The sequence below is a fragment of the Paraburkholderia largidicola genome (assembly GCF_013426895.1).
Lineage (GTDB): Bacteria > Pseudomonadota > Gammaproteobacteria > Burkholderiales > Burkholderiaceae > Paraburkholderia > Paraburkholderia largidicola.
This window is the reverse complement of record NZ_AP023175.1, coordinates 1,421,364-1,443,717: the sequence shown is the minus strand read 5'-3', so window position 1 is coordinate 1,443,717 and position 22,354 is coordinate 1,421,364. Positions and strand designations below refer to the sequence as shown.

Genomic DNA, 22,354 nt, shown 5'->3' with positions numbered 1-22,354 from the left:
CCTGCAGGAGCCTGACATGTCCGATTTCATTCCTCTGAACGGCTGGGGTCTCGATACCTCGCCGTTTCACGCCGACGAACTCGCCGCGCAGCGGCTCGCGGGCGTGGACAGTCAGGCGAACGCGTCGGGCCGCCGCAGCATCCGGCGCTACATGCCGGATCAGCACCGCGAGTTCTTCGCGCAGCAGCCGTTCATGGTGTTCGGCGGCGTCGATGCGAGCGGGCAGCCCTGGGCGACGATGCGCACGGGCGAACCGGGATTCGTGTCGTCGCCGGATGCGCGCACGCTGCGCATCGACAGCCGCGCGCTGCCCGGCGATCCGCTCGGTCCGCGCTGGCAGACAGGCGCGATGATCGGCGGCCTCGGCATTCAGCCGCATACGCGGCGGCGCAACCGGATCAACGGCGTCGTGACGGGCGTGGAAGGCGATACGGTGACGCTCGAAGTGACGCAGAGTTTCGGCAACTGCGCGAAGTACATTCAGGGGCGCGTGCCGACCTTCATCGACCGTGCTGTCGGCGGCGGCCCGGTGCCGCAGGAAATCTCGACGCACCTGAGCGACGCGGATCGCGCGTTCCTCGCGCGCGCCGACACCTTCTTCATCGCGAGCGCGAATATGGCGGATGAAGCGGGCCTGGCGCGCGGCGTCGACGTGTCGCATCGCGGCGGCGCGCCGGGCTTCGTGCGCATCGACGACGCAGCCACGCTCACCACACCCGACTTCACCGGCAACAAGTTCTTCAACACGATCGGCAACCTGCTGCACGCTCCGCGCGCGGGTTTGTTGTTCATCGACTTCGCGAGCGGCGATCTGCTGTATCTGGCCGTGCGCGCCGAGATCATCTGGCAGGGTGCCGAACTCGCCGCTTTCGAAGGCGCGGAGAGGCTGATGCGCTTTCACGTGCAGGAGGTGCGGCGCAGTAAAGGCGTGCTGCCGTTTCGCTGGTCCGACGTCGAATACGCGCCGCAGTTCGCGGCGGCGATTCGCAAGGCGGCGGCCCCGTCGCCGTGGCACAAGCTGAAGGTGGCGCACGTCGTCGAAGAGACGCCTTCGATTCGCTCGTTCTATTTCGAAGCCACCGATGGCGCGCCGTTGCCTGCGTATCAGCCAGGCCAGTATCTGCCGATTCGCGTACCCGTCGAAGGACGCGATGCGCCGTTGACGCGCACCTATACGCTGTCGGATGCGCATGATCCCCATCATTACCGGATCAGCGTGAAGCGCGAGGGCATCGCGTCGAACTGGCTGCACGATCATCTCGCGGCGGGCACGGAAATCGAGGCGATGGCGCCGCGCGGCGCATTTGCCTTCGACGCGCAGAGCTCGCGGCCGGCGGTGTTCATTTCCGCCGGCATCGGCATCACACCGATGGTCGCGATGCTGCATCACGCATTGAACGCGCGCGTTGCCGACGAGGGTCAGCCAAAACGTCTGTTCTTCTTTCATGGCGCGCGCAGCGATCGCGAGCGACCGTTCAGCGCGCATCTTAAGGACGTGGCGGCGCGGTATCCGTCGGTGTCGATGCATCTGTTCGACAGCGCAGCGAGCGAGCCTGTCGAGGGCATCACGCAAGGGCGCGTGGACGTCGCCGCGTTGAAACGCGCGCTGCCGTTCGACGACTACGACTTCTATCTGTGCGGCCCCGAGCGGTTCATGCGCGATCTGTATGAAGGTTTGCGTGCATTGAATGTCGCCGATGAACGCATCCGTTTCGAAGCGTTCGGCCCCGCCAGCGTGAAGCGCACGCCGACGCTGGCCGAACCCGTCGCTGAAGAAAAGACCGAAGCAGGCGGCGCGCAGGTGACGTTCGCGAGCTCGCAACGCACGATTCAATGGCTGCCGAAGCATGGCAGCCTGCTCGAACTCGCGGAAAAACTCGGTATCGAAGCGCAATCGAGTTGCCGTTCAGGGATGTGCGGCACCTGTTCGACGAAAGTGTTGTCGGGACATGTCGCTTACGATGGCGAGATCGAAGCGGAAGTCGCGGAAGGTTGCGCGTTGATCTGCATGGCGCATCCTGTTGTCGAAGGGGAGAGTGTGAGTTTGACGCTGGATCTTTGAGCTTTGTTGTTCAGGTCACTTGCCCGCGCCCGTCGAAGGCACGCATGTGAGGATCAGCGAACTGCCGTTGCCTGCTTCGGCGCTCAACATCGCGCGATGAAACTCACGGTGGTCGCACGACCATTCGGCTGTGAAATCGCGCGCACATGCCGCGCGTTGCGTTGCACCGAGCCGCGTGTTCACGATGTAGCGGCAAGTTGCGTGCTCGTTGCAGCGCTTCGCGAGGTCGCGTGTGGCGTTGCCCGATGCTGCGCCGCAATTCGCGCCGTACGTGCCTGATTCGATGTGGATGCGTTGCGCTTGCGCCGCGATGCTGAGCAGGGAGGCAGCGCAAGTGAGGATCACGAGCAAGCCGAGTCTGCACGCCATGATGTTTCTCCCGCTACTCGTCGCGCAATCGCGTCAGCACCGAAGCGACGATGCGGTCGCAATGTGCGCCGCCGAACTCGAATAGCTCCGGGCCTAACCTTTCCACTTCGTCCGCAAGCGATTCGCGCAACAGCACTTTCGCCCTGAAGTGACGACTGCGCACCGTGGCTTCGGGAATATCGAGGCATTGCGCCGTTTCTTCGACGCTCATCTCTTCGACCGAACGCAGCACGAATACCGTGCGAAAGCCGGAAGGCAGCGCATCGAGTTTTCGTTCGAGCAGCGCGCGAATTTCCGCGCGTGACGCCGCCTGGTCGGGCGTGTGACGGTCGTGGGCGTTCAGCGTGTCCATGATGGATGACAGGTGCTCGTCGTCGGGGCAATCGTGCAGCATCGGCAGCACATTCTGGCGCCGCGCTTCGCGGCGCATCCGCGCGAAGCATTCGTTCAGCACGAGACGCGAGAGCCATGTGAAGAGCCGTGCATCGCCGCGAAACTGCGCGATGGACCGATATGCGTTCAGATACGCGTCCTGCAATGCGTCTTCCGCTTCGGCGTCGTTGCGCAGCGTGGCACGCGCAAGTCGATAGAGGCGCCGGTTGTGGCGGCGCATCAGCAATTCGAATGCGGTGCGGTCGCCCGCGACGATGCGGCGCACGATTTCGGCATCGTCGTCGAAACGTGGCGTGGAAGCGGCTTGCGCCGTCATGCCGTTCATCGTGTCGCTCTTCATAATGTCATGGTGCCGGTTCGACGATCAGTGTGCCATGCATCGTCGGATGAAAGATGCAGCGGTACGTATAGCGTCCAGGCGTGCCGACCCGAAAGCGCCATGATGCGTCGGGCGCGATGCTGCGGGAGTCGAAGCCTTGTGCGTCGGTACTCGCCGTGTGCGCGACGAAATCCTTGTTGACCCACACGACTTCGTCGCCGCGATGCACGGTCAGCGTGGGTGGATTGAAGCGCATCTGTTCGATCGTGACGACATAGGCCCCGGCAAACGCGGGCGCTGCGAACACGTACGACGCCATTGCGATGCCGCGCAGCACCGCGTTGCGTACGCGGCTCATTGCGTTTGCGGCAGCGAGGCCTGCACCATCTTCGCGTGTTCGAGATGCGCAACGAACGCGGGCCTGACCTTCACCAGCAGCGCTTTCAGTTCGGCATTCTGCGCGGACGGTATCAGCGTCTTGTCGAGCGCATCGATCACGTTCTGGTGATACGTGACTTCATGATCGATATACGCGCGATCGAATTTCACGCCTTGCAGCGGCTTCAGATTCGCAATGTTCGCGTCGCCGCCCTGTTTGAGGCTGTCGCTGGTTGGATTCGTTTCGGGTTTGACGCCGAGCTTGTGAACGAGATCGACAGCCGCCTTGTTGACACCCGTGTGATCCGTGACCATTTGTTGCGCGAACGCTTTCACGTCCTTCGATTGCGTCTTCGATTCGGCGAGCTTGCCCGCGTCGATATCGGCCTGATTCGCGGCGACGACGATCGCGGCGATTTGCGGATCGGTTGGACCTGAGCCCTGGGACCAGGCGGGAGCGCCTGCAAGTGCAAGCGCGGTGAGCAGGAACCAGCGTGCGGATTTCATCTGATGCCTCCACGAAGATGTGCGGTCTGTCCTCTTCTGCAAGGGCAGGCGCTCGGGCACGATTCGAGGAGTTAGATGTCACGAGCCGGAAGGCTGTTCCGGCTCGCTGGGTTCACTGATGTTGCTATAGACCTTTGTTCGTCATTCAGCCGTGCGGGCGCGAGTTGCGCACGGGCGGAAAATGCTTTTTGCCCGACGTGAAGCTCAGACGCCGAAAGCGCTCGCGCTTGTGCTCCTCTTCGAAGTGCGCGACGGAAGGCTTCACGAGATCGCTGCGAGACACGACGCCGAGCAGTTGCATCGAATCGCGATCGACGACGACAGGCAGCCGTTCAAGATCGTGCACGGCCAGACGCGTCGCGACGAGGCGGCAGGTTTCGTCGGGCAGCGCGACGACCAGCGAAATGTCTTTCAGCACCTCAGCGAGCGGCGTATCGAGCGTGTGCGGCGTCGCCCCTTCGCGCACCGCATCGAGCATCGCGCGGTCGACGATGCCGAGCACCGCGCCGTTTGCGCGCACGACAGGATACGCACGCCGCTTCTGCGTCGCGCCGAAATACTCAGTGAGCGTGTCGCGCACGCTGAGCGCGCCGCTGACCGAATCGACCTTTTGCGTCATTACTTCGTCCACATAATGCCGTTCGAGCGGATCGACGCCGTACTCGCGATAAATGTGATAACCGCGCCGCGCGATCTTCTCGGTCATGATCGAGCGCTTCATCACGACGGTTGCGAAGCCGTGCGCGACCAGCGTCGCAGCGAGCAGCGGCAATAGCGCGTTGCTGTCGTGCGTGAGGCCGAACGCGAATACGATCGCCGTCAGCGGCGCGCCGAGCGTGGCGCCGAGCGTCGCGGCCATGCACACGAGCGGCCACAGCGCGGGCTCGTTGCCGGGCAGCACGTGGCCGAGCACGGTGCCGAGCCCCGCGCCGAGCATCAGCAGCGGCGCGAGCACGCCGCCCGACGTGCCGGAGCCGAGCGCGATCACCCAGATCACCGCCTTCACGACGAGAATCGCTACCGCGACCTGCAACGCGATATGTTGATGCAGCAGATCGCCGATCACGTCATAGCCGACGCCGAGCGCACGCGGCTCGATGAATCCGCCGATACCCACCGCCAGCCCGCCGATAGCCGGCCACCACATCCAGTGCAGCGGCAGCTTGTGAAAGAGGTCTTCCGTCTTGTAGAGCGCAGCGGACAGACCCGAAGCCAGTGCGCCCGACAACAGCCCCGCGATCACGCACGAGAACAGCGAAATCGCCGTCGGCGGCGCGGTCTGGAGCGCAAACAGGGGATCGGTGCCGAAGAAGATCGCGCGCGCGAAACCGGCCACTGCGCAGGCCAACGCGACAGGCAAGAAGCTGCGCGGCCGCCATTCGAACAGCAGCAGTTCGACGGCGAGCAGCACGGCGGCGACGGGCGTGCCGAACACAGCCGTCATGCCCGCGGCGGCGCCCGCGACGAGCAGCGTCTTGCGCTCCGCCGACGTCACCTTCACGCACTGCGCGATCAGCGAGCCGAGCGCGCCGCCCGTCATGATGATGGGGCCTTCCGCGCCGAACGGGCCGCCGCTGCCGATCACGATGCCCGACGACAGCGGCTTGAGCACGGCGACCTTCGGCGACATGCGGCTCTTGCCGAACAGAATGGCTTCGATCGCTTCGGGAATGCCGTGTCCGCGGATTTTCTCCGAGCCGAAGCGCGCCATCATGCCGACGATCAGGCCGCCGACCACGGGAATCACGATCACCCACGCGCCTAGCGTATTCGTCGAAGGCGAACGGTCAGCGAACGAAAAGCTGCCGAAGAAAAACAGGTTCGTGAACAGATGAATCAGACTCAGCAGCACGAACGCGGCCAGCGTGCTGAGTAAGCCGATGCCCGCCGCCAGCGCGGAAATGCCCGGCAAGCGCGCGTTGCTGGAAAAGTCCCGCTTGTGAGAGTTGTCGCTCATGAATGGTGTGTCGAATACGGTGTCGCTTGCTAACTGGAGGCCGGAATCAGAGATCGATTTGCGGAATCGTGAATGCGCCCTTGAGCGAGCGCAACTCCGCGCGATGCAGTTCCGCAAGCCGCGCCAGCACCTTTTCTCCCGCTTTCAGCAGATGCACTTCGACCTGGCGGCGGTCGGTCTCGCTGATCTTGCGCTTGACCAGTTCGAGCGCTTCGCAGCGCGACACCAGCGCGACAACGCCGTGATGCTGCGCCTGCAGCCGTTCGGCCAGTTCGCCGATGGTGGCCCATTCGCGATCGGGATAGCCCTTGATGTGCAGCAGCAACAGGTACTGCAGCGGCGTAATGCCCTCGCCCTGCGCGGCCTGCTCGGAGAAGCGCTCGAAGCGCCGCATCTGATAGCGAAACTCAGAGAGCTGTTCGTAGTCGGCCTTGTTCAACGTGCGTGTGAGAACTTTCATGTCGGTAGTCGCGCAAGGGAAAGCAAAAAATCTATCACAAAATGATATAAATGGCGATGCCTGCGCCTCGCCATGCGGAATTTTCAGGATTGTTGATTCAGCGGCGCGCGATGGTTGCGCTCACGCCGCGGGGCGCTGTTGTGCCTGAGCCTGTGCTTGAACTTGAGCTTGCATCTGCGTCTGCCGGTACAGACCCGCGATCAGATCGGATTGCGTGATGATGCCGACCAGCCTGTCGTGCGAATCGACCACGGGAATGTGATGGTGGCCGTCGTCGGCGAAGAGCGGCACGAGTTCGACAATTGGCGTGCTGGTCGAGACGGTGCGCACGTGCGTCGTCATGACGGTGCTGACGAGTCGTCCGCGTGTCGCGTCGCGCTTGAAGAGACGCGCCGACAGCGCTTCCATCAGACGCAGGTCCGCGCTTTTCGGCTTGTTCGCGAGATCGGCGCGCGTGACGATGCCGGCCACGTGCTGACGTTTGTCGACGACGGGCAGCGCCTTGATCGAGTGGCGTTGCAGCAGGTCCGCTGCGGCGCGCAGTGTGGTGTCGGGCGTGATGCTGACGACGGGGGCCGACATCACGTCGCGGCACGACAGTTCGCTGAAGGTGCGCGCGTAAGCCTGCAACTGCGTTTCACGAAACAGTGTTTCGAGGTCTTCAGGGTCGATGTCGAGCAGTTCGCCGCGCCGGTTCAGCACGGCTTCGAGGTCGGCGCGCGTGATGCTGTTACCGGATGCGGGCGCTTGCGGCACGGACGGCGCGGCGCGCACCGCGTGCGGGTAGCGGTGGCCCGTCACCGCGTGATAGACGAGCGCCGCGCCGAGCAGCGCCGCCGACTGGATCAAAATCGGCTCGAGCACGAAGCGAAAGCCGAGCGCGTGAATGGCCGGTCCGCCGACCACGGCAGTCAACGCCACGGCGCCCGACGGCGGATGCACGCAGCGCAGCGCGAACATCGCGGCGATCGCCACGCCTACCGCGAGCGCGGCTGCCGCGACAGGGTCGGAGATCAGCATCGCGCAGGCCACGCCCACGGTCGCCGACACCAGATTGCCGCCGATGATCGACCACGGCTGCGCGAGCGGACTGGCGGGTACGCCGAACAGCAGAACGGCCGAGGCCCCCATCGGCGCCACCAGCAGCGGAATGTTCACGTTCGGCCCGAGCAGCAGATGCATGCTGCCGCCCGTGAAGGCAATGCCGATCAACGCGCCGAGCGCCGAGCGCATGCGCTCGGGCCATTTGACGTTCATCGCGGCGGGATAAAAGCGCGCCAGCCACTGGGAAAAAGGGGAACGGGTCAAGATATTGTTCTGTTGTGAGGGAAACGGGCAGGCGTAAGTTAAGGGAAAAGCTGTCAGAAAGGAAACAACTTGTCGTCATGGATATATGCTAACGTGATATAAATCCCGCGCAACGCCCGCCGCGTGGACGCCCGCGGAGCCTGTAAATGCAGGGAAAACCCGTATGATCCACCTCGTTGCACTGCATCATGACGTGATATGAATCCGGCATGAAGCGGTGGCTGTCGCTGCTGGCGTCGTCTTTGCTCGCTGGCGCATTGCCGCATTAACGGGCATGATCGTGCCATGTGCCTGCGTCAAGCCTTCGAGGCACATGCCCAACCCACCGAAGCACCTTGTGGAGATCAAGCATGGAACCCTTTGACGCCGCCAATCCGTTCGCCGAGTTCAACAAGCTGTTCGAACAGTTCAAGCTGCCCGGATTCGACGTGCCCGCCGTGATGGAAGCGCGTCGCAAGGACGTCGAGGCCTTGATTGCCGCCAATCAGACGGCCGTGCAGGGCATCCAGGCGCTTGCGCAGAAGCAGGCCGAAATGCTGCGTTCGACGCTCTCCGAACTGCAGGAAGTCGCGCAGAAGCAGGCAGCCACGGGCGGCGTGCCGTCGGCGCAGACAGCGGAGCTCGTCCAGCAGACGCTGCACAAGGCGCTCGCGGACATGCAGCAGCTCACCCAGGCCGCGTATCGCACGCAGGCCGATTCGTATGCGGTGATCGCCAAACGAGTCGAAGAGAACGTCGAAGAACTGAAGACGCTGCTGCAGAAGAAGTAACGCGCGTTCGGCGCAAGCTACATACATCAAGACCGGCCGCGCATGCGCGGCTACTTGTGCGTCGACGCCTGCGCAATCACGCGATGCACGAAACGCAGCTTGTCGACGACAGGCGGCGCCAGCGCGAACGGATAACCGTCCGGCATGCCGAGACTGCGGTTCAGGCTGTTCAGCACGTCCGTCAGCGGAAACCAGCGCTTCATCAGGTTATCGAAGCTCGCTTCCTCGACGGGCGTCTGGTCGGTGAGGGACGGCTCGTTCGGCGCGGGCGGCAGCAGCGCAAGCCCGTAGGCCGTCGACGTATCGAGCACGTCGACGATCATCAGGTAATGCGCCCACGTCTCGGCCCAGTCTTCCCACGCATGCATCGTCGCGTACGCGCTGATGAAGCGGCTTTCCCAGTCGGCTGGCGCGCCGTTGCGATAGTAGGCGGCGAGCGCCTCGCCATAGTCGGCCTGATCGTCGCCGAAGCGCTCGCGAAACGGCTTGAGCCAGTGCGTGCCCGCAACCAGTTTCTCGAAGTAGTAATGGCCCGACTCGTGGCGGAAATGCCCGAGCAGCGTTCGATACGGCTCGCGCATGTCGTTGCGGACTTTCTCGCGATGCGCGTCGTCGGCTTCGGCCACGTTCAGCGTAATGCGGCCGTTGTCATGGCCCGTCATCACCGTCTCGCCGTCGCCCGTGTTCTCGCGGAAGTCGAATTCGAGGCCGTTGTCGGGATCGACCTGGCGCGAGTCGATCGCGAGGCCCAGCGCATCGAGCGTATAGAGGAGGCGGCGCTTCGCCGTCTCCAGCCGATACCAGTAGAGCCGGTTGTTCGGTTCCGCGAGATTCGGAATGGTGTGCGTGAGACGGCACGAGCGGCACAGGGTCTCGGGATCGTCGGCGGGCAGCATCCAGTTGCAGATGTTCTCGACCGCGTAGTTGTGACACTGACGGTACAGCTTGCCTTTGACGTCGGGATGCAGGCTGCGCCACTGGCCGTCGCCGGCATCTTCGAACGCGCTGATTTCGGCCAGTTCCGGCACGTAGCCGAGTAACGCCTCGCAGCGCTCGCACAGCACGTTCTCGAAGAACACGCGCTGGTCGCATCGGTTGCAATGGAAGGCTTTCATCGCTTCAATCCGTTTTACGTTTAGGTCGTCATGCTGTGAATGAGGTGTGTGTCCGTCGGCCGTGCCGCGCGCCGTCGATGTGCGGCGGCGGCTGTGGCAACCTCGACGCGCGTGGATTCCCGCAATCTTCATGCCGCTTCGCTATAACGTCGTGGGTCTTGCGCACATTGCGTGCGCGAACGACCCGCCGCATGCGCCGCTTTGGTGCGCGCGGGCCGTCGCGCAGCATGCATGCTTTGACATTCGAAGACCTTCGAAGCATGAAGCCGCCGCGTGACAATGCGATAGATGCAAACGCAGCGCCCACAGCCTCGTCACGCTCAACGGCATAGAGCTTGCTTTTCGCGTCTGCCCCCTTATCGGCCTTTTCCGCCCAGGAGTCCGGAGTGTCCATACGTGTCGCGTTGAACCATGTCACGCATTACCGCTATGACCGTCTCGTCGGATTGTCGCCGCAGGTCGTGCGGCTGCGCCCGGCGCCGCACTGCCGCACGCCGATCCTGTCGTACTCGATGCGCGTCGAGCCGGAACTGCACTTCATCAACTGGCAGCAGGACGCCTTCGCGAACTATCAGGCGCGGCTCGTGTTTCCCGAGCGCACGCCCGAGTTCAAGATCACGGTCGATCTCGTCGCGGAAATGGCTGTCTACAATCCGTTCGATTTCTTCCTGGAGCCGTCGGCCGAGCAGTTTCCGTTCGAATACGCACCCGAGCTTGCGGCGGAACTGGCGCCGTATCTCGTCAAGCGCGAGATGACGCCGCGCTTCAAGGAGTTCGTCGGCAGCATCGACCTTACGCCGCGCGGCACCGCAGATTTCCTCGTCGAACTCAACCAGCGCCTGCAGCACGATATCCGCTATCTGATCCGGATGGAGCCGGGCGTGCAGACGCCCGAGGAAACGCTCGTCAATGCGTCGGGCTCATGCCGCGATTCGGGCTGGCTGCTGGTCGAAACCCTGCGCCAGCTGGGGCTGGCGGCGCGCTTCGTGTCGGGCTATTTGCTACAGCTTGCGCCCGATACCAAGTCGCTCGATGGCCCGAGCGGCACGGAGTACGATTTCACCGACCTGCACGCGTGGTGCGAAGTGTTCCTGCCCGGCGCGGGCTGGATCGGCCTCGACCCGACCTCGGGCCTGCTCGCGGGCGAGGGCCATATTCCCGTCGCGTGCACGCCGGAGCCGGGCAGCGCTGCGCCGATTTCGGGCGCCGTCGACGAGTCCGAAGTCGAGTTCGAGCACGCGATGTCGATCACGCGGGTGCTCGAAACGCCCCGCGTGACGAAGCCCTATACGGAAGCCGCGTGGGACCGCGTGCTCACGATGGGCGAGCATGTCGACAGCCAGCTCGCCGCGATGGATGTGCGCCTGACGATGGGCGGCGAGCCGACTTTCGTGTCGGTGCGCGACCGCGACGCCGCGGAATGGAACACCGACGCGCTCGGCCCGACCAAGCGCGGCTATGCCGTCGCGCTGATGGACAAGCTGCGCGCGCACTACGGCGCGAACGGCTTTCTGCATATCGGCCAGGGCAAGTGGTATCCGGGCGAGCAGTTGCCGCGCTGGGCGCTGTCGCTGTACTGGCGCGCGGACGGCGAGCGGTGCTGGAACGACCCGGCGCTGTTCGCCGACGAGCGCAGCCCTGGCCGCTATACGTCCGACGATGCGCAGCGCTTCATCACGCGGCTCGCCGACAAGCTGTCCGTCGACAGCCAGCACGCGCAGCCCGGCTACGAGGACACGTGGTACTACCTGTGGCGCGAGCGCCGCTTGCCCGTCAACGTCGATCCGTTCGATTCGCGGCTCGACGACGAAATGGAGCGCGTGCGGCTGCGCCGCGTGTTCGAGGCGGGGCTGTCGGGCGTAACGGGTTACGTGCTGCCGCTGGCGCGCTCGACGGCCGGCCCGGGCTGGACGAGCGGCGCATGGTTCTTCCGCGACGAACACATGTATCTGATTCCCGGCGACTCGCCGATGGGCTTGCGCCTGCCGCTCGATTCGCTGCCGTGGGTCTCGAAGGGGGATTACCCGTATCAGCACCCGCACGATCCTTTCGCGGCACCCGCGCCGCTGCGCACGTCGGCGCAATTGCGGATGCAGTATGAAGGCGCATCGTACGACGCTCGCGGCGATGCTGAACCCGTCGGCGGACGAGGGACTGGTGTTGGCGGAACCGGCAGCGGCCCGGCCACGCGGCCGCAGGACCGCTTCCCCGAGCGTGGCGAATCGGCGGCATCGCTGATCCGCACGGCGCTGTGCGTCGAAGCGCGCAATCCGGCGCGCGCAGCGGGCCCGAAAGTGGAAGCCGACGCGCTGGGCGACGGCCGTGCGCTGCTGCACGTCTTCATGCCGCCGCTCACCGAACTCGACGACTATCTCGACCTGCTTGCCGCGATCGAAGCGACGGCCGCGGAGTTGAAGATGCCCGTCGTGATCGAAGGCTATCCGCCGCCGCGCGATCCGCGTCTGCATGTGCTGCAGGTCACGCCCGACCCCGGCGTGATCGAAGTCAACATTCATCCGGCGAAGAACTGGAACGAACTCGTCGATCACACCGAGTACCTCTACAACGCTGCGCACGAAACCTATCTGAGCACCGAGAAGTTCATGCTCGACGGCCGCCACGCGGGCACGGGCGGCGGCAACCACTTCGTATTGGGCGGCGCGACGCCTGCCGACAGCCCGTTCCTGCGCCGCCCCGATCTGCTCGCGAGCCTCGTCGCGTACTGGCACAACCATCCGTCGCTGTCATATCTGTTCTCGGGGCTGTTCATCGGGCCGACCAGCCAGGCGCCGCGCGTCGACGAAGCGCGCAACGACCAGGTCTACGAGCTCGAACTGGCGTTCAGCGAACTGCAACGGCAGATCGATCTGCTCGGCGGCCAGGGCAGCGCACAACTGCCGTCGTGGATGATCGACCGCGCTCTGCGCAACATCCTGATCGACGTGACGGGCAACACGCACCGCGCCGAGTTCTGCATCGACAAGCTCTACTCGCCCGATGGCCCGACGGGCCGTCTCGGCCTGCTCGAACTGCGCGGCTTCGAAATGCCGCCTCATGCGCGTATGAGTCTCGTGCAGCAACTGCTGCTGCGCGCGCTGGTCGCGAAGTTCTGGCAGACGCCGTACACGGCGCGTCTCACGCGCTGGGGCACCGGCTTGCACGACCGCTTCCTGCTCGGCACGTTCGTGCAGATGGATTTCGACGACGTGCTCGCCGATCTGCGCGGCGCGGGCTACCTATTCGAGAGCGAATGGTTCGCGCCGCACTTCGCGTTCCGCTTCCCAGCCATCGGCGAGATGCACGCGAACGGCCTGTCGCTGACGATCAGCGGCGCGCTGGAGCCGTGGCACGTGATGGGCGAAGAGGGCGCGGCGGGCGGCACGGTGCGGTATGTCGATTCGTCGGTGGAGCGGCTCGAGGTGAAGGTGCTTGGGCTGAACGACAACCGTCACGTCGTGAGCGTCAATGGCGTGTCCCTGCCGCTGCAGCCGACCGGCCGCATCAGCGAATTCGTCGCGGGCGTGCGCTTCCGCGCATGGGCGCAGTCGTCGTCGCTGCATCCTACGATAGGCGTGCACGCGCCGCTGACATTCGATGTCGTCGATACCTGGACGGGGCGCTCGATCGGCGGATGCCAGTATCATGTCGCTCATCCGGGCGGACGCAACTATCAGACCTTCCCGGTGAACGCGTACGAAGCGGAAAGCCGGCGACGCGCGCGCTTCTTCACGACAGGCCACACGCCCGGACCGCTCGTGACGGAAACGCCGCCGCGCAGCCTGGAGTTCCCGTTCACGCTGGATTTGCGGCACTGGTAAGCCGCTGCTACACCCCTAAACCCATAACGACAGACTCGCGACGACATCTTGGCCTTTCAATCGACCTTTCCGTTCGAAGCGGCAGCAGGCCATCCTGACGCGCTGGCGCTGCTGCGCTCGCTGCCGCTGGTCGACGTGCGCGAAGGCCACTGGGACGAACTGCGCGATGCTGCGGGGCCGCTGCGCGAGCCCTGGCAGCGCTTTTTCGAGCTGCTCGGCGAGGAAGGCATCGCGGGTCTGGAGCCGGGGCGCGCATCGATCGCCCAGCAGGTGCGCGACAACGACATCACCTACAACGTCTACGCGGACAAGGGCGAGCCGCGTCCGTGGGCGCTCGACCTGCTGCCGTTCATCATCGCGGAAGACGAGTGGGCGCTTATCGAGCGCGGCGTGCAGCAGCGCGCGCAGTTGCTCAACGCGATCGTCGCCGATGTGTACGGTCCGCAGAAGCTGTTGGAGCAATGCAAGCTGCCCCCGGCGCTCGTCTATGGGCACCCTGGCTATCTGCGCGCCGTGAAGGGTTTCACGCCGCCAGGAGGCCAGTTCCTGCAAGTGGTCGGCGTCGATCTGGCGCGCGCGCCCAGCGGCGAGTGGACGGTCGTGTCGCATCGCACGGAAGTGCCTTCCGGCCTCGGCTATGCGCTGGAAAACCGCATGATCGTGTCGAGCGTATTCGCCGATGCGTTCCGCGAAATGCGCGTGAGCCGCCTTGCGCCGACGTTTTCCACGCTGATCGCGACGCTCGCCGAATGGGCGCGCGCGACGATGCGCGACGGCAAGACGGACAGCGCGCCGCATATCGCGCTGCTCACGCCGGGGCCGTTCGCGGAGACGTATTTCGAACACGCGTTCCTGGCGCGCTATCTGGGCGTGACGCTCGTCGAAGGCAAAGACCTGACGGTGCGCAACGACATGCTGTATCTGAAGACGCTCACGGGCCTCGAGCGCGTGCACGTCGTGCTGCGGCGTCTCGACGACGCCTTCTGCGACCCCGTCGAACTGCGTGCCGATTCGACGATCGGCGTGCCGGGGCTGTTGCAGGTGATGCGCGCGGGCAATGTGATCGTGTCGAATGTGCCGGGTTCGGGCTTTCTCGAATCCCCGGCGATGCACGGCTTCTTGCCGGGCATCGCGCAGACCTTGCTGAACGAGCCGCTGTTGCTGGGCGGCGTGTCGACGTGGTGGTGCGGCGAGGACGCCGCGCGCGAGCATGCATTCGCGAACATGGACGACGCTTTCCTGCAACCGACATGGCCCACGCGCACAGCGGACGGGCCGCCTGGCATCGCGCCGGGCGTGCAGCGGCTCGACGCGTGGAAGAGCCGTATCGAGCGCGCGCCCGATGCGTTCACGATCCAGCAGCCGCTGCCGTATTCGTGCACGCCGCGCTACGAAGACGGCACGCTCGGCAACCGGCCGTGCGTGCTGCGCGCCATCGCCGTCGCCGATGCGAGCGGCAGCTGGCATGTGCTGCCCGGCGGCTTCACGCGTCTCGCGGGGGAACGGCAGTCGTCCGTGTCGATGCAGTTCGGCGGCAGCAGCGTCGATACGTGGGTGCTGTCGAGCCATCCGAATTCGACCTTCACGCTGTTGCCGTCGCCTTTGAAACCTGCGGATCTCGCGCGCAAGCATCGCACGGTGTCGAGCCGCGCGGCGGAGAACCTGTTCTGGAGCGGCCGCTACGGCGAGCGCGCGGAGAACAACGTACGGCTGTTGCGGCTGATTATCGGCTCGCTGGAAAGCAACGGCGCGGACACCATGTTCGGCACGCTCGCCGAACTCGCGCTGCAATTCGGCCTCGTGCAACCGGGCGATATCGTCGCAGGCCAGTCGCTGCGAGCATTCGAGCGCACGCTGGTCGCGAATCTGCACGAGAACACGGGCGCGTACAGCATCGGCCAGAATCTCGCGAGCCAGGCGCGCGCGAGCGGCGAGATTCGCGGGCGGCTCTCGAACGATCACTGGCGCATCACGCTCGCCGCGCGCAACGACTTCCGCGACGCGCTGCATGACCTGACGCCGGCGGCCGCCGTCTCGTCGAATGCGTCGTCGCGCGGCAAGGCGCGCTACAACCGCGTGTCGCTGATGAACGCGCTCGAACATCTTTCCACGCAACTTGCGGCGATCAGCGGCGCGCAAGGCGACCGCATGACGCGCGACGAAGCGTGGCGCCTGATGTTCGCGGGCCGGCATATCGAGCGCGTGTGGGCGATGACGTCGATACTGCGCGTCGTGGCGACGCAGCGCCAGCTGGCGACGCCCGCCGCCTTCGACCTGCTGCTGCAACTGTTCGACAGCACGCTCACGTATCGCTCGCTGTATCCGGGGCGCCTCGAAGTGCCTGCGCTGATCGATCTGCTCGTGATCGAGCCGACCAATCCGCGCGGACTGTACGGCGTGTACGCACGGCTGTGCTCGAAGCTCGACGATATCTCGATGGCGGCGGGCAACACGCGTCACCGGCGGTTCAACGACCTGCTGCCGGACGTGAGCACGCTGCCCTCGCTGGAGCAGTTGTGCACGACGGACGACAGCGGCCTGTACGCGGAACTGATCGCGCTGTGCGACCGCCTCGGGATGAGCATGACGGCAGCGGCGAATGAAATCAGCGCGCGCTATTTTAGCCACGCGAACACGCTGGCCGCGCAGGTGTCGTCATGAAAGACGCGCAGACGTTGCTGTCCGTGTCGCATCGCACGACCTATCACTATTCGACGCTCGTCGAAACCGCGCAGCATCTCGCGACGATCCGCCCGCTCGCATGTGCGTGGCAGCGGGTGGTCGCGCATACGGAGCGCATCGAGCCGTCGCCTTCGTATCTGCATAGCCGCATCGACGCGTTCGGCAATGACGTGCTGTATTTCGCGCTCGATGCGCCGCACGAACGTCTGCAAATGGTCAGCGAAACGACCGTGCAGCTCACGCCGCGGTGGCGCGATCTCGATCCCGGCGCCACGCCCGTGTGGGAAGACGTCGCGGACTCGCTGCGGTTTCGCGCGGGCGGCGTGTGTCATCCGCAGGTCGAGTTCTGTTTCGGGTCGCCCAATGTCGCGCTCAAGCCTTCGTTGCGCGACTACGCGCTGCGCAGCTTCCGCCCCGGCACGCCGATCGTCGCGGGTGCGATCGATCTGATGCATCGCATTTACGCGGATTTCGACTACAAGCCGTCGGCGACGATGTTCGATACGCCCGCCGAACGTGCGTTCGATATGAAAAGCGGCGTCTGCCAGGACTTCGCGCAGGTGATGATCGGCTGCCTGCGCGCGCTCGGGCTGCCCGCGCGCTATGTGAGCGGCTATCTGCGCAACGATCCGCCGCCGGGTCAGCCGCGCCTGATCGGCGCGGATGCGTCGCATGCGTGGGTGTCGGTGCATTGCCCGCAAAGCGGCTGGATCGATCTGGACCCGACCAACGACGTGCTCGCCGACATGGACCACGTGACGCTCGCAATCGGCCGCGACTATAGCGACGTGTCGCTGCTACGCGGCATGATTCTTGGCGGCGGCGCGCATCGCGTCGAGGTCGCCGTCAGCGTGCTGGCGTTATGAGCAACAATGAATTTCAGTCAGCGCACCGCATCGCGATTTGACAGCGTGCATACGCACATATAGACTTCCTTCCCATGAGCAAGCCTATTTCTCACGACGATTGCAACTGTTTCGCGCTGCGGCAGGCGGCGCGTTTCGTCACGCAGATCTACGAACGCCATCTCGGCCAGGTTGGCCTGACGGCGGCGCAGTTCACGATCGTCGCGAAGCTCGCCCGCAAGCCTGGCCTGACCATGGTGGAGCTGGCCGACACGATGGTGATGGAACGCACCACGCTCGTGCGCGCGCTGAAGCCGTTGCAGCGCGATGGTCTTGTGCTCAGCGAGCCGTCCGAGCATGACGGCCGCACTTATCAGTTCAGCCTGTCGAAAGCGGGCAAGGAAACGTTCGAGCAAGCCGCCATCGCGTGGCGCGCCGCGCAGGACGAATTCGAAAGCAAGTTCGGCCGCAGCCGCGCCAAGGCCTTGCGCGCCGAGCTGTTCAATCTGACCTCGTAATCCCGTTGTTTCTTGCGCGTGGCATCGCGCGTTCGACGAAATCGATTTCATGGTGTGCATATGCACGTAGAGACTGACACTGAAGAAATACAGGTTTCACCCGACGACGACTGCTTTGCGATCCGGCAAGCGGCGCGCTATGTGACGCAGCTTTACGACCGTCATCTCGGGCAGGTGGGCCTCAAGACCACGCAGTTTTCGATCATGTGCCGGCTGCGCCGCCGTAAGTGGATGACGATGAAGGAACTGGCTGATTCGATGGTGATGGAACGCACCACGCTGGTCCGCGCGATCCAGCCGCTGCAGCGCGACGGTCTCGTGTTCACGGAAGCGTCGCGCAGCAATCGCCGCGTGTTGACGGTGATGCTGACGACGGCAGGCGAAGAACGGTTGCAGGCGGCGCGTGACCACTGGTTCGCGGCGCAGGAAGAATTCGAGCAACGTTTCGGACCGCAGCGCGCAGCGAACCTGCGGGATGAGTTGTTCGACATGACGAAGCGCTAACGCTCACGATTTCAGGCAACAAAGCGGGCGCTTCCAGGCGCTTTTTTTCAACGTTTCCCAGTGCATACGCACATTAGGCCATGTCTACAACTCCTTCTATTGCTCCGCCGAGCGTCGCCGGCGCCGCGAAACAGACGCGCAGCATTCCGTGGATGCTGCTGGCGGTGATCACCGTCGTCGTCGTCGTGGCGGCGGCCGCATCGTACTGGTTCTTCGTGGGCCGCTTTGTCGAAACCACGGACGATGCCTACGTGGGCGGCGACGTCACGGTGCTCGCGCCGAAGGTGAACGGCTTCGTCAACGACGTGCTGGTGCAGGACAACCAGTATGTGAAAGCGGGGCAGGTGCTGATCCGCCTCGATGCACGCGATTACGATGCGCGCCTCGCGCAGGCCAATGCCGAAGTCGCGAGCGCGGAAGCGGCCGTGACGGAGCTCGAAGCGAAGAAGTCGCTGCAACTCGCGACGATCAACGAGCAATCCGCCGAAGTGCGCGCGTCGGGTGCGGAACTCACGCGCAGCGCATCGGATTCGGTGCGTTACCGGCAACTCGTAAAGGACGATGCGGTGTCGAACCAGGTCGTCGAACGCGCGGATGCGGACCTCGCGAAAGCGCATGCCGCCGTGGATCGCAGCAGCGCCGCGCTGACGGCGGCACAGCGTCAGCTGCCCGTGCTCGATGCGCAGATCAACGATGCGCACGCCCGCGTCGCGACGGCCCTGGCGGCGCAACGTGTCGCCGCGCTCAACGTCGAGTACACGACGATCCGTTCGCCCATCGACGGCTATGTCGGCAACCGCACGGCGCGTGTCGGCGTGCTGGCCAATGTGGGCGTGTCGCTGCTGACGGTGGTGCCCGCCAGCGGGTTGTGGATCGACGCGAACTTCAAGGAAGACCAGTTGAAGAAGATGAAGGTCGGTGACACCGTCGATGTCGATCTCGATGCATCGAGCCGTCGCATCGAAGGGGTGGTCGAGAGTCTTGCGCCGGCGACGGGCGCGACCTTCAGCGTGTTGCCCGCGGAAAACGCGACGGGCAACTTCACGAAGATCGTGCAGCGCGTGCCTGTGCGGGTGCGACTGTCGGTGCCGAAAGAGATGCAGGGCGTGCTGCGCCCTGGCCTCTCCGCGACGGTCAAGGTGCATCTGCGCTCCGACGCAGACGCAAGCCACGACGCAGCCCGCTCGGCTTCCTAACCCACGGACGCCGCGACCATCATGAGCAAGACGACATCCGCCCCCGTGAACCCGGCCGATCTGCCGACCGCAACCAAAGTCTTCGCGTTCTCACTGCTGTGCCTCGGCTTCTTCATGGCGACGCTCGATATCCAGATCGTGGCGTCGTCGCTGAAGGATATTGGCGGCGGCCTGTCGGCGAGCCAGGATGAACTCTCCTGGGTGCAGACCGCGTACCTGATCGCCGAGATCATGGTGATCCCGATGTCCGGCTGGCTCACGCGTGTGTTCTCGACACGCTGGGTGTTCGCGGCTTCCGCGCTCGGCTTCACCATCACGAGCATGCTGTGCGGGCTCGCGTGGGACATCAACTCGATGATCCTGTTTCGCGGCCTGCAAGGCGCAGCCGGCGCGGCGATGATTCCGACCGTGTTCACGACGGCCTTCATGCTGTTTCCCGGCAAGCAGCGGATCATCGCCGCGACGACGATCGGCGCGCTCGCATCGCTCGCACCGACGATCGGCCCCGTGATCGGCGGCTGGATTACGGATCAATGGTCGTGGCACTGGCTGTTCTATCTGAACCTCGTGCCGGGCGTGCTCGTGACGGTGCTCGTGCCGCGCTATGTCAACGTCGATCATGCCGATGTCTCGCTGCTCAAGACGGGCGACTATCTGGGCATCCTGCTGATGTCGGGCTTTCTCGGCTGCCTCGAATACGTGCTCGAAGAAGGGCCGCGCAAAAACTGGTTCGGCGACACGACGATTCTTTTCTGCGCATGGATTTGCGCGATCTGCGGCTTCCTGTTTCTCGTGCATGCGTTCACGGCGAAAGAACCGATCGTCGATCTGCGGGCGCTTGCGATCCGCAACTTCGGTATCGGCAGTCTGTTGTCGTTCATCACGGGTATCGGCTTGTTCTGCACGGTGTTTCTGACGCCGGTGTTTCTGTCCCGCGTGCGGGGTTTCGATTCGCTGCAGATCGGTATCGCGCTGCTGTCGGTCGGGTGCGCGCAACTGGTGGCGCTGACAGCGTACTCGTTCCTTGCACGCAAGGTCGATATGCGGTTGCTGATGGTGTTCGGCCTGCTGTGCTTCGGCGTCGGCTGCTATCTGTATGTGCCGCTGACAAACCAGTGGGGCTGGCAGGAACTGCTGATTCCGCAAGTGCTGCGCGGCGTCGGCCAGCAGTTCTGCGTGCCGCCCATCGTGACGATGGCGCTCGGTTCGCTGCCGCCTTCGCGGCTCAAGTCGGCAAGCGGTCTCTTCAATCTGATGCGTAACCTGGGCGGCGCTATCGGTATTGCCGTGTGCAGCACGATGCTCAACGACCGCCTGAACCTGCATTACGAACGGCTCGACGAACACGTGACGGCTGGCCGTCCGGTCATCGAAGCGATGCTGCGCAATCAGGCCGCGCACTTCTCGGCCGTCGGCGGCGACATGCTCAACGGTGCGTCGGCGGGTCTTGCATCGCTGCATGCACTGCTGATGCGCGAAGCGCTCGTGCTGACGTTCTCGGACACGTTTCTCGCGGTCTCGCTGTGCTTCGCGGTGGGCCTGATCAGCGTGCTGTTCTCGCGGCCTTTCGGTCTTACCGCGCCGCCGCCCGACGCGCACTGAACCCGCGCACTGAATCACGCGAAAGACATCAACACATTCGATGATTGGAAGACCCGAAATGAAAACGATCGTAGCCAAAGCGCTCGCCGTTGCCGCCGCCTTGACGCTCGCCGCGTGCGCCGTGCAGCCCGAGACGCACGCGGACCTGCCGCAGACGGTGAAGACCGTCGCCCCGGACGCGTGGAGTGTCGACGCGCCGAAAGACACCGTGGATGCCGACCAATGGTGGTCGCAATTCGGCGACCCGACCATGCACAAGCTCGTCGACATCGTGCTCAACGACAACCTCGACGTGAAAGCTGCCGTCGAGCGCGTGAAGCAGGCGCAGGAGGTCACGAAGCAGCAGCGCGCGGCGCTCGCGCCGCAACTCGATGCGGGCGCGACGGCCGCGTATGAGCGGCAGAACACGCCGCCGCCGCTCGGCTATGTGAAGCAGGCGGGCGTCGGCTTGACGGCTTCGTGGCAGCCCGATGTATTCGGCGGCGAACGTCTCGCGGTGCTCGCGGCGCAGGCGCAGGTGTCGGGTCGTCAATCGGCGCTGAACGAATTGCGGCTCGCGCTGGCGGCGAACGCAGCCGCTGCGTATATCGACTTGCGCTGGGCGCAATCGCAATTGCAGATCGTCAACGACAACGAGGAAATCCGCGCTCGCGCGCTGAAGCTCACGCAGCAGCGCCTGAAATACGGGCTGTCGACGCAACTCGACGTGGCGCGCGCGCAGAACCAGTTGCAGGATCTGCAGGCACAGTTGCCGAAGATCCGCTCGGACATTCAGCACGATATGAGCCTGATTGCCGTGTATTCGGGACGCACACCGGAAAGCGTCGACACGCTGCTGCTCAGCGACGCGAAGCCGATTCCCGTGCCCGCGCAAAGCGTGCCGCAGACGCTGCCGTCCGAAGCGCTGCTGCGCCGCCCCGATGTGCGCACCGCCTACGCGACCGTCGAGCAACGCGCGGCCGAAGTGGGGGTCGCGCGCGCGGACCGCTATCCGAAGTTCAATCTGAGCCTGAGCGACGGCATTCTCGCGTCGTCGTATCTCGGCCTGCCGACGCTGACGGACAACCTCTTCAGTGCGGCGTTGAACGCGACGAGCCCGATCTTCAACGCAGGCCGCATTACCGCGCACATCGAACAGAACGAGAGCCGCATGCGCGAATCGCAACTCGGCTTGCAACAGACGATGCTGAGCGCGCTGAAGGAAATCGAGGACACGCGCAGCGATCTCGTCAACGGCGACGCACAGGTCGAGAAACTCGGCGGCGCGCTCGGCGCGTCGGGTCAGGCGCTGAAGCTTTCCACCGAGCTGTACAAGGGCGGTGCGTCGAGCTTCCTCGATGTGCTCGATGCGCAAGAGGCCTATCTGCGTGACGCGGAATCGTTGAACCAGGCGAAGCGTGAGCACGCGCAGGCGGCCGTCGCGCTGTATCGATCGCTGGGTGGCGGCTGGGACGTGCCGGCCAATAGCGATGTCGCGAAGACGAAGGCGAAGTCGTCGACGGATGTCGCGGCCAATTAAAGCGAAGTGAAGCTGAATGAAAGTGCCTCGTT

At 64.6% G+C, this 22,354-nt stretch carries 18 protein-coding genes; 10 read left to right on the top strand and 8 right to left on the bottom strand.

The genetic code is table 11. From position 1 onward, the window contains the following. Positions 1–16: 16 nt before the first annotated feature. Complete coding sequence (locus PPGU16_RS23095) at positions 17–2,062, top strand: 2Fe-2S iron-sulfur cluster-binding protein (RefSeq protein ID WP_180722736.1); 2,046 nt, start codon at positions 17–19, stop codon at positions 2,060–2,062. A 15-nt stretch (positions 2,063–2,077) separates the two neighbouring features. Here PPGU16_RS23095 and PPGU16_RS23090 read toward each other — a convergent pair whose 3' ends face one another. From PPGU16_RS23090 to PPGU16_RS23060, 7 genes are all read right to left on the bottom strand, one after another. Beyond that, on the bottom strand, positions 2,078–2,431 hold the full coding sequence (locus tag PPGU16_RS23090; RefSeq protein ID WP_180722735.1) for a hypothetical protein: 354 nt from the start codon (positions 2,429–2,431) through the stop codon (positions 2,078–2,080). A gap of 13 nt (positions 2,432–2,444) precedes the next feature. Next, a complete protein-coding gene (locus PPGU16_RS23085) occupies positions 2,445–3,164 on the bottom strand; it encodes an RNA polymerase sigma factor (RefSeq protein ID WP_180722734.1) in 720 nt (239 codons plus the stop codon). Positions 3,165–3,168: 4 nt separating this feature from the next. Further along, complete coding sequence (locus PPGU16_RS23080) at positions 3,169–3,501, bottom strand: cupredoxin domain-containing protein (protein ID WP_180722733.1); 333 nt, start codon at positions 3,499–3,501, stop codon at positions 3,169–3,171. After that, positions 3,498–4,028 (bottom strand): DUF4142 domain-containing protein, encoded by a 531-nt coding sequence (locus PPGU16_RS23075; RefSeq protein ID WP_180722732.1) that lies wholly within the window; start codon positions 4,026–4,028, stop codon positions 3,498–3,500. Before PPGU16_RS23075 ends, PPGU16_RS23080 begins: the two co-directional genes overlap by 4 nt. A 145-nt stretch (positions 4,029–4,173) precedes the next feature. Beyond that, the gene (locus tag PPGU16_RS23070) at positions 4,174–5,985 is read right to left on the bottom strand and encodes a chloride channel protein (protein WP_180722731.1); all 1,812 of its coding nucleotides are present in this window, start codon (positions 5,983–5,985) and stop codon (positions 4,174–4,176) included. Between the two features lie 46 nt (positions 5,986–6,031). Further along, a complete protein-coding gene (locus tag PPGU16_RS23065; protein ID WP_036000194.1) occupies positions 6,032–6,445 on the bottom strand; it encodes a MarR family winged helix-turn-helix transcriptional regulator in 414 nt (137 codons plus the stop codon). 120 nt (positions 6,446–6,565) lie between these two features. Further along, a complete protein-coding gene (locus PPGU16_RS23060) occupies positions 6,566–7,702 on the bottom strand; it encodes an HPP family protein (RefSeq protein ID WP_180725187.1) in 1,137 nt (378 codons plus the stop codon). Between the two features lie 401 nt (positions 7,703–8,103). Between PPGU16_RS23060 and phaP the strand changes: the two genes are divergently transcribed. After that, entirely contained in the window at positions 8,104–8,523 is a 420-nt protein-coding gene (gene phaP / locus PPGU16_RS23055) for a phasin family protein (RefSeq protein ID WP_180722730.1), read from the top strand. Between the two features lie 50 nt (positions 8,524–8,573). Here phaP and PPGU16_RS23050 read toward each other — a convergent pair whose 3' ends face one another. Next, a complete protein-coding gene (locus tag PPGU16_RS23050) occupies positions 8,574–9,638 on the bottom strand; it encodes a zinc-binding metallopeptidase family protein (RefSeq protein ID WP_180722729.1) in 1,065 nt (354 codons plus the stop codon). A gap of 386 nt (positions 9,639–10,024) precedes the next feature. On the opposite strand from PPGU16_RS23050, the gene PPGU16_RS23045 reads away from it, so the two are divergent. From PPGU16_RS23045 to PPGU16_RS23010, 8 genes are all read left to right on the top strand, one after another. Next, positions 10,025–13,456, top strand: a complete 3,432-nt coding sequence (locus PPGU16_RS23045; RefSeq protein ID WP_180722728.1) for a transglutaminase family protein — start codon at positions 10,025–10,027, stop codon at positions 13,454–13,456. A 48-nt stretch (positions 13,457–13,504) separates the two neighbouring features. After that, entirely contained in the window at positions 13,505–16,117 is a 2,613-nt protein-coding gene (locus tag PPGU16_RS23040) for a circularly permuted type 2 ATP-grasp protein (RefSeq protein WP_180722727.1), read from the top strand. Further along, positions 16,114–17,004 (top strand): transglutaminase family protein, encoded by an 891-nt coding sequence (locus PPGU16_RS23035; protein ID WP_180722726.1) that lies wholly within the window; start codon positions 16,114–16,116, stop codon positions 17,002–17,004. Before PPGU16_RS23040 ends, PPGU16_RS23035 begins: the two co-directional genes overlap by 4 nt. A gap of 74 nt (positions 17,005–17,078) precedes the next feature. After that, positions 17,079–17,501 (top strand): MarR family winged helix-turn-helix transcriptional regulator, encoded by a 423-nt coding sequence (locus tag PPGU16_RS23030; protein ID WP_007747272.1) that lies wholly within the window; start codon positions 17,079–17,081, stop codon positions 17,499–17,501. A gap of 60 nt (positions 17,502–17,561) precedes the next feature. Next, positions 17,562–18,005 (top strand): MarR family winged helix-turn-helix transcriptional regulator, encoded by a 444-nt coding sequence (locus PPGU16_RS23025; RefSeq protein ID WP_180722725.1) that lies wholly within the window; start codon positions 17,562–17,564, stop codon positions 18,003–18,005. Between the two features lie 80 nt (positions 18,006–18,085). Continuing rightward, on the top strand, positions 18,086–19,201 hold the full coding sequence (locus PPGU16_RS23020; protein ID WP_180722724.1) for an HlyD family secretion protein: 1,116 nt from the start codon (positions 18,086–18,088) through the stop codon (positions 19,199–19,201). Positions 19,202–19,222: 21 nt separating this feature from the next. After that, positions 19,223–20,803 carry a DHA2 family efflux MFS transporter permease subunit gene (locus tag PPGU16_RS23015; protein ID WP_180722723.1) on the top strand — a complete coding sequence of 527 codons (1,581 nt, stop codon included), beginning with the start codon at positions 19,223–19,225 and terminating at the stop codon, positions 20,801–20,803. 58 nt (positions 20,804–20,861) lie between these two features. Continuing rightward, on the top strand, positions 20,862–22,322 hold the full coding sequence (locus tag PPGU16_RS23010) for an efflux transporter outer membrane subunit (protein ID WP_180722722.1): 1,461 nt from the start codon (positions 20,862–20,864) through the stop codon (positions 22,320–22,322). The last annotated feature ends 32 nt before the right edge of the window (positions 22,323–22,354 follow it).

What these genes read in the sequence shown, in the direction of transcription:
- PPGU16_RS23085 (WP_180722734.1), bottom strand. Translation starts at nt 3,164, where the DNA reads ATGAAGAGCGACACGATGAACGGCATGACGGCGCAAGCCGCTTCCACG.
- PPGU16_RS23030 (WP_007747272.1), top strand. Translation starts at nt 17,079, where the DNA reads ATGAGCAAGCCTATTTCTCACGACGATTGCAACTGTTTCGCGCTGCGG.
- PPGU16_RS23050 (WP_180722729.1), bottom strand. Translation starts at nt 9,638, where the DNA reads ATGAAAGCCTTCCATTGCAACCGATGCGACCAGCGCGTGTTCTTCGAG.
- PPGU16_RS23065 (WP_036000194.1), bottom strand. Translation starts at nt 6,445, where the DNA reads ATGAAAGTTCTCACACGCACGTTGAACAAGGCCGACTACGAACAGCTC.
- PPGU16_RS23035 (WP_180722726.1), top strand. Translation starts at nt 16,114, where the DNA reads ATGAAAGACGCGCAGACGTTGCTGTCCGTGTCGCATCGCACGACCTAT.
- PPGU16_RS23020 (WP_180722724.1), top strand. Translation starts at nt 18,086, where the DNA reads ATGTCTACAACTCCTTCTATTGCTCCGCCGAGCGTCGCCGGCGCCGCG.
- phaP (WP_180722730.1), top strand. Translation starts at nt 8,104, where the DNA reads ATGGAACCCTTTGACGCCGCCAATCCGTTCGCCGAGTTCAACAAGCTG.
- PPGU16_RS23090 (WP_180722735.1), bottom strand. Translation starts at nt 2,431, where the DNA reads ATGGCGTGCAGACTCGGCTTGCTCGTGATCCTCACTTGCGCTGCCTCC.
- PPGU16_RS23025 (WP_180722725.1), top strand. Translation starts at nt 17,562, where the DNA reads ATGCACGTAGAGACTGACACTGAAGAAATACAGGTTTCACCCGACGAC.
- PPGU16_RS23075 (WP_180722732.1), bottom strand. Translation starts at nt 4,028, where the DNA reads ATGAAATCCGCACGCTGGTTCCTGCTCACCGCGCTTGCACTTGCAGGC.
- PPGU16_RS23070 (WP_180722731.1), bottom strand. Translation starts at nt 5,985, where the DNA reads ATGAGCGACAACTCTCACAAGCGGGACTTTTCCAGCAACGCGCGCTTG.
- PPGU16_RS23060 (WP_180725187.1), bottom strand. Translation starts at nt 7,702, where the DNA reads ATGAACGTCAAATGGCCCGAGCGCATGCGCTCGGCGCTCGGCGCGTTG.
- PPGU16_RS23010 (WP_180722722.1), top strand. Translation starts at nt 20,862, where the DNA reads ATGAAAACGATCGTAGCCAAAGCGCTCGCCGTTGCCGCCGCCTTGACG.
- PPGU16_RS23095 (WP_180722736.1), top strand. Translation starts at nt 17, where the DNA reads ATGTCCGATTTCATTCCTCTGAACGGCTGGGGTCTCGATACCTCGCCG.
- PPGU16_RS23080 (WP_180722733.1), bottom strand. Translation starts at nt 3,501, where the DNA reads ATGAGCCGCGTACGCAACGCGGTGCTGCGCGGCATCGCAATGGCGTCG.
- PPGU16_RS23015 (WP_180722723.1), top strand. Translation starts at nt 19,223, where the DNA reads ATGAGCAAGACGACATCCGCCCCCGTGAACCCGGCCGATCTGCCGACC.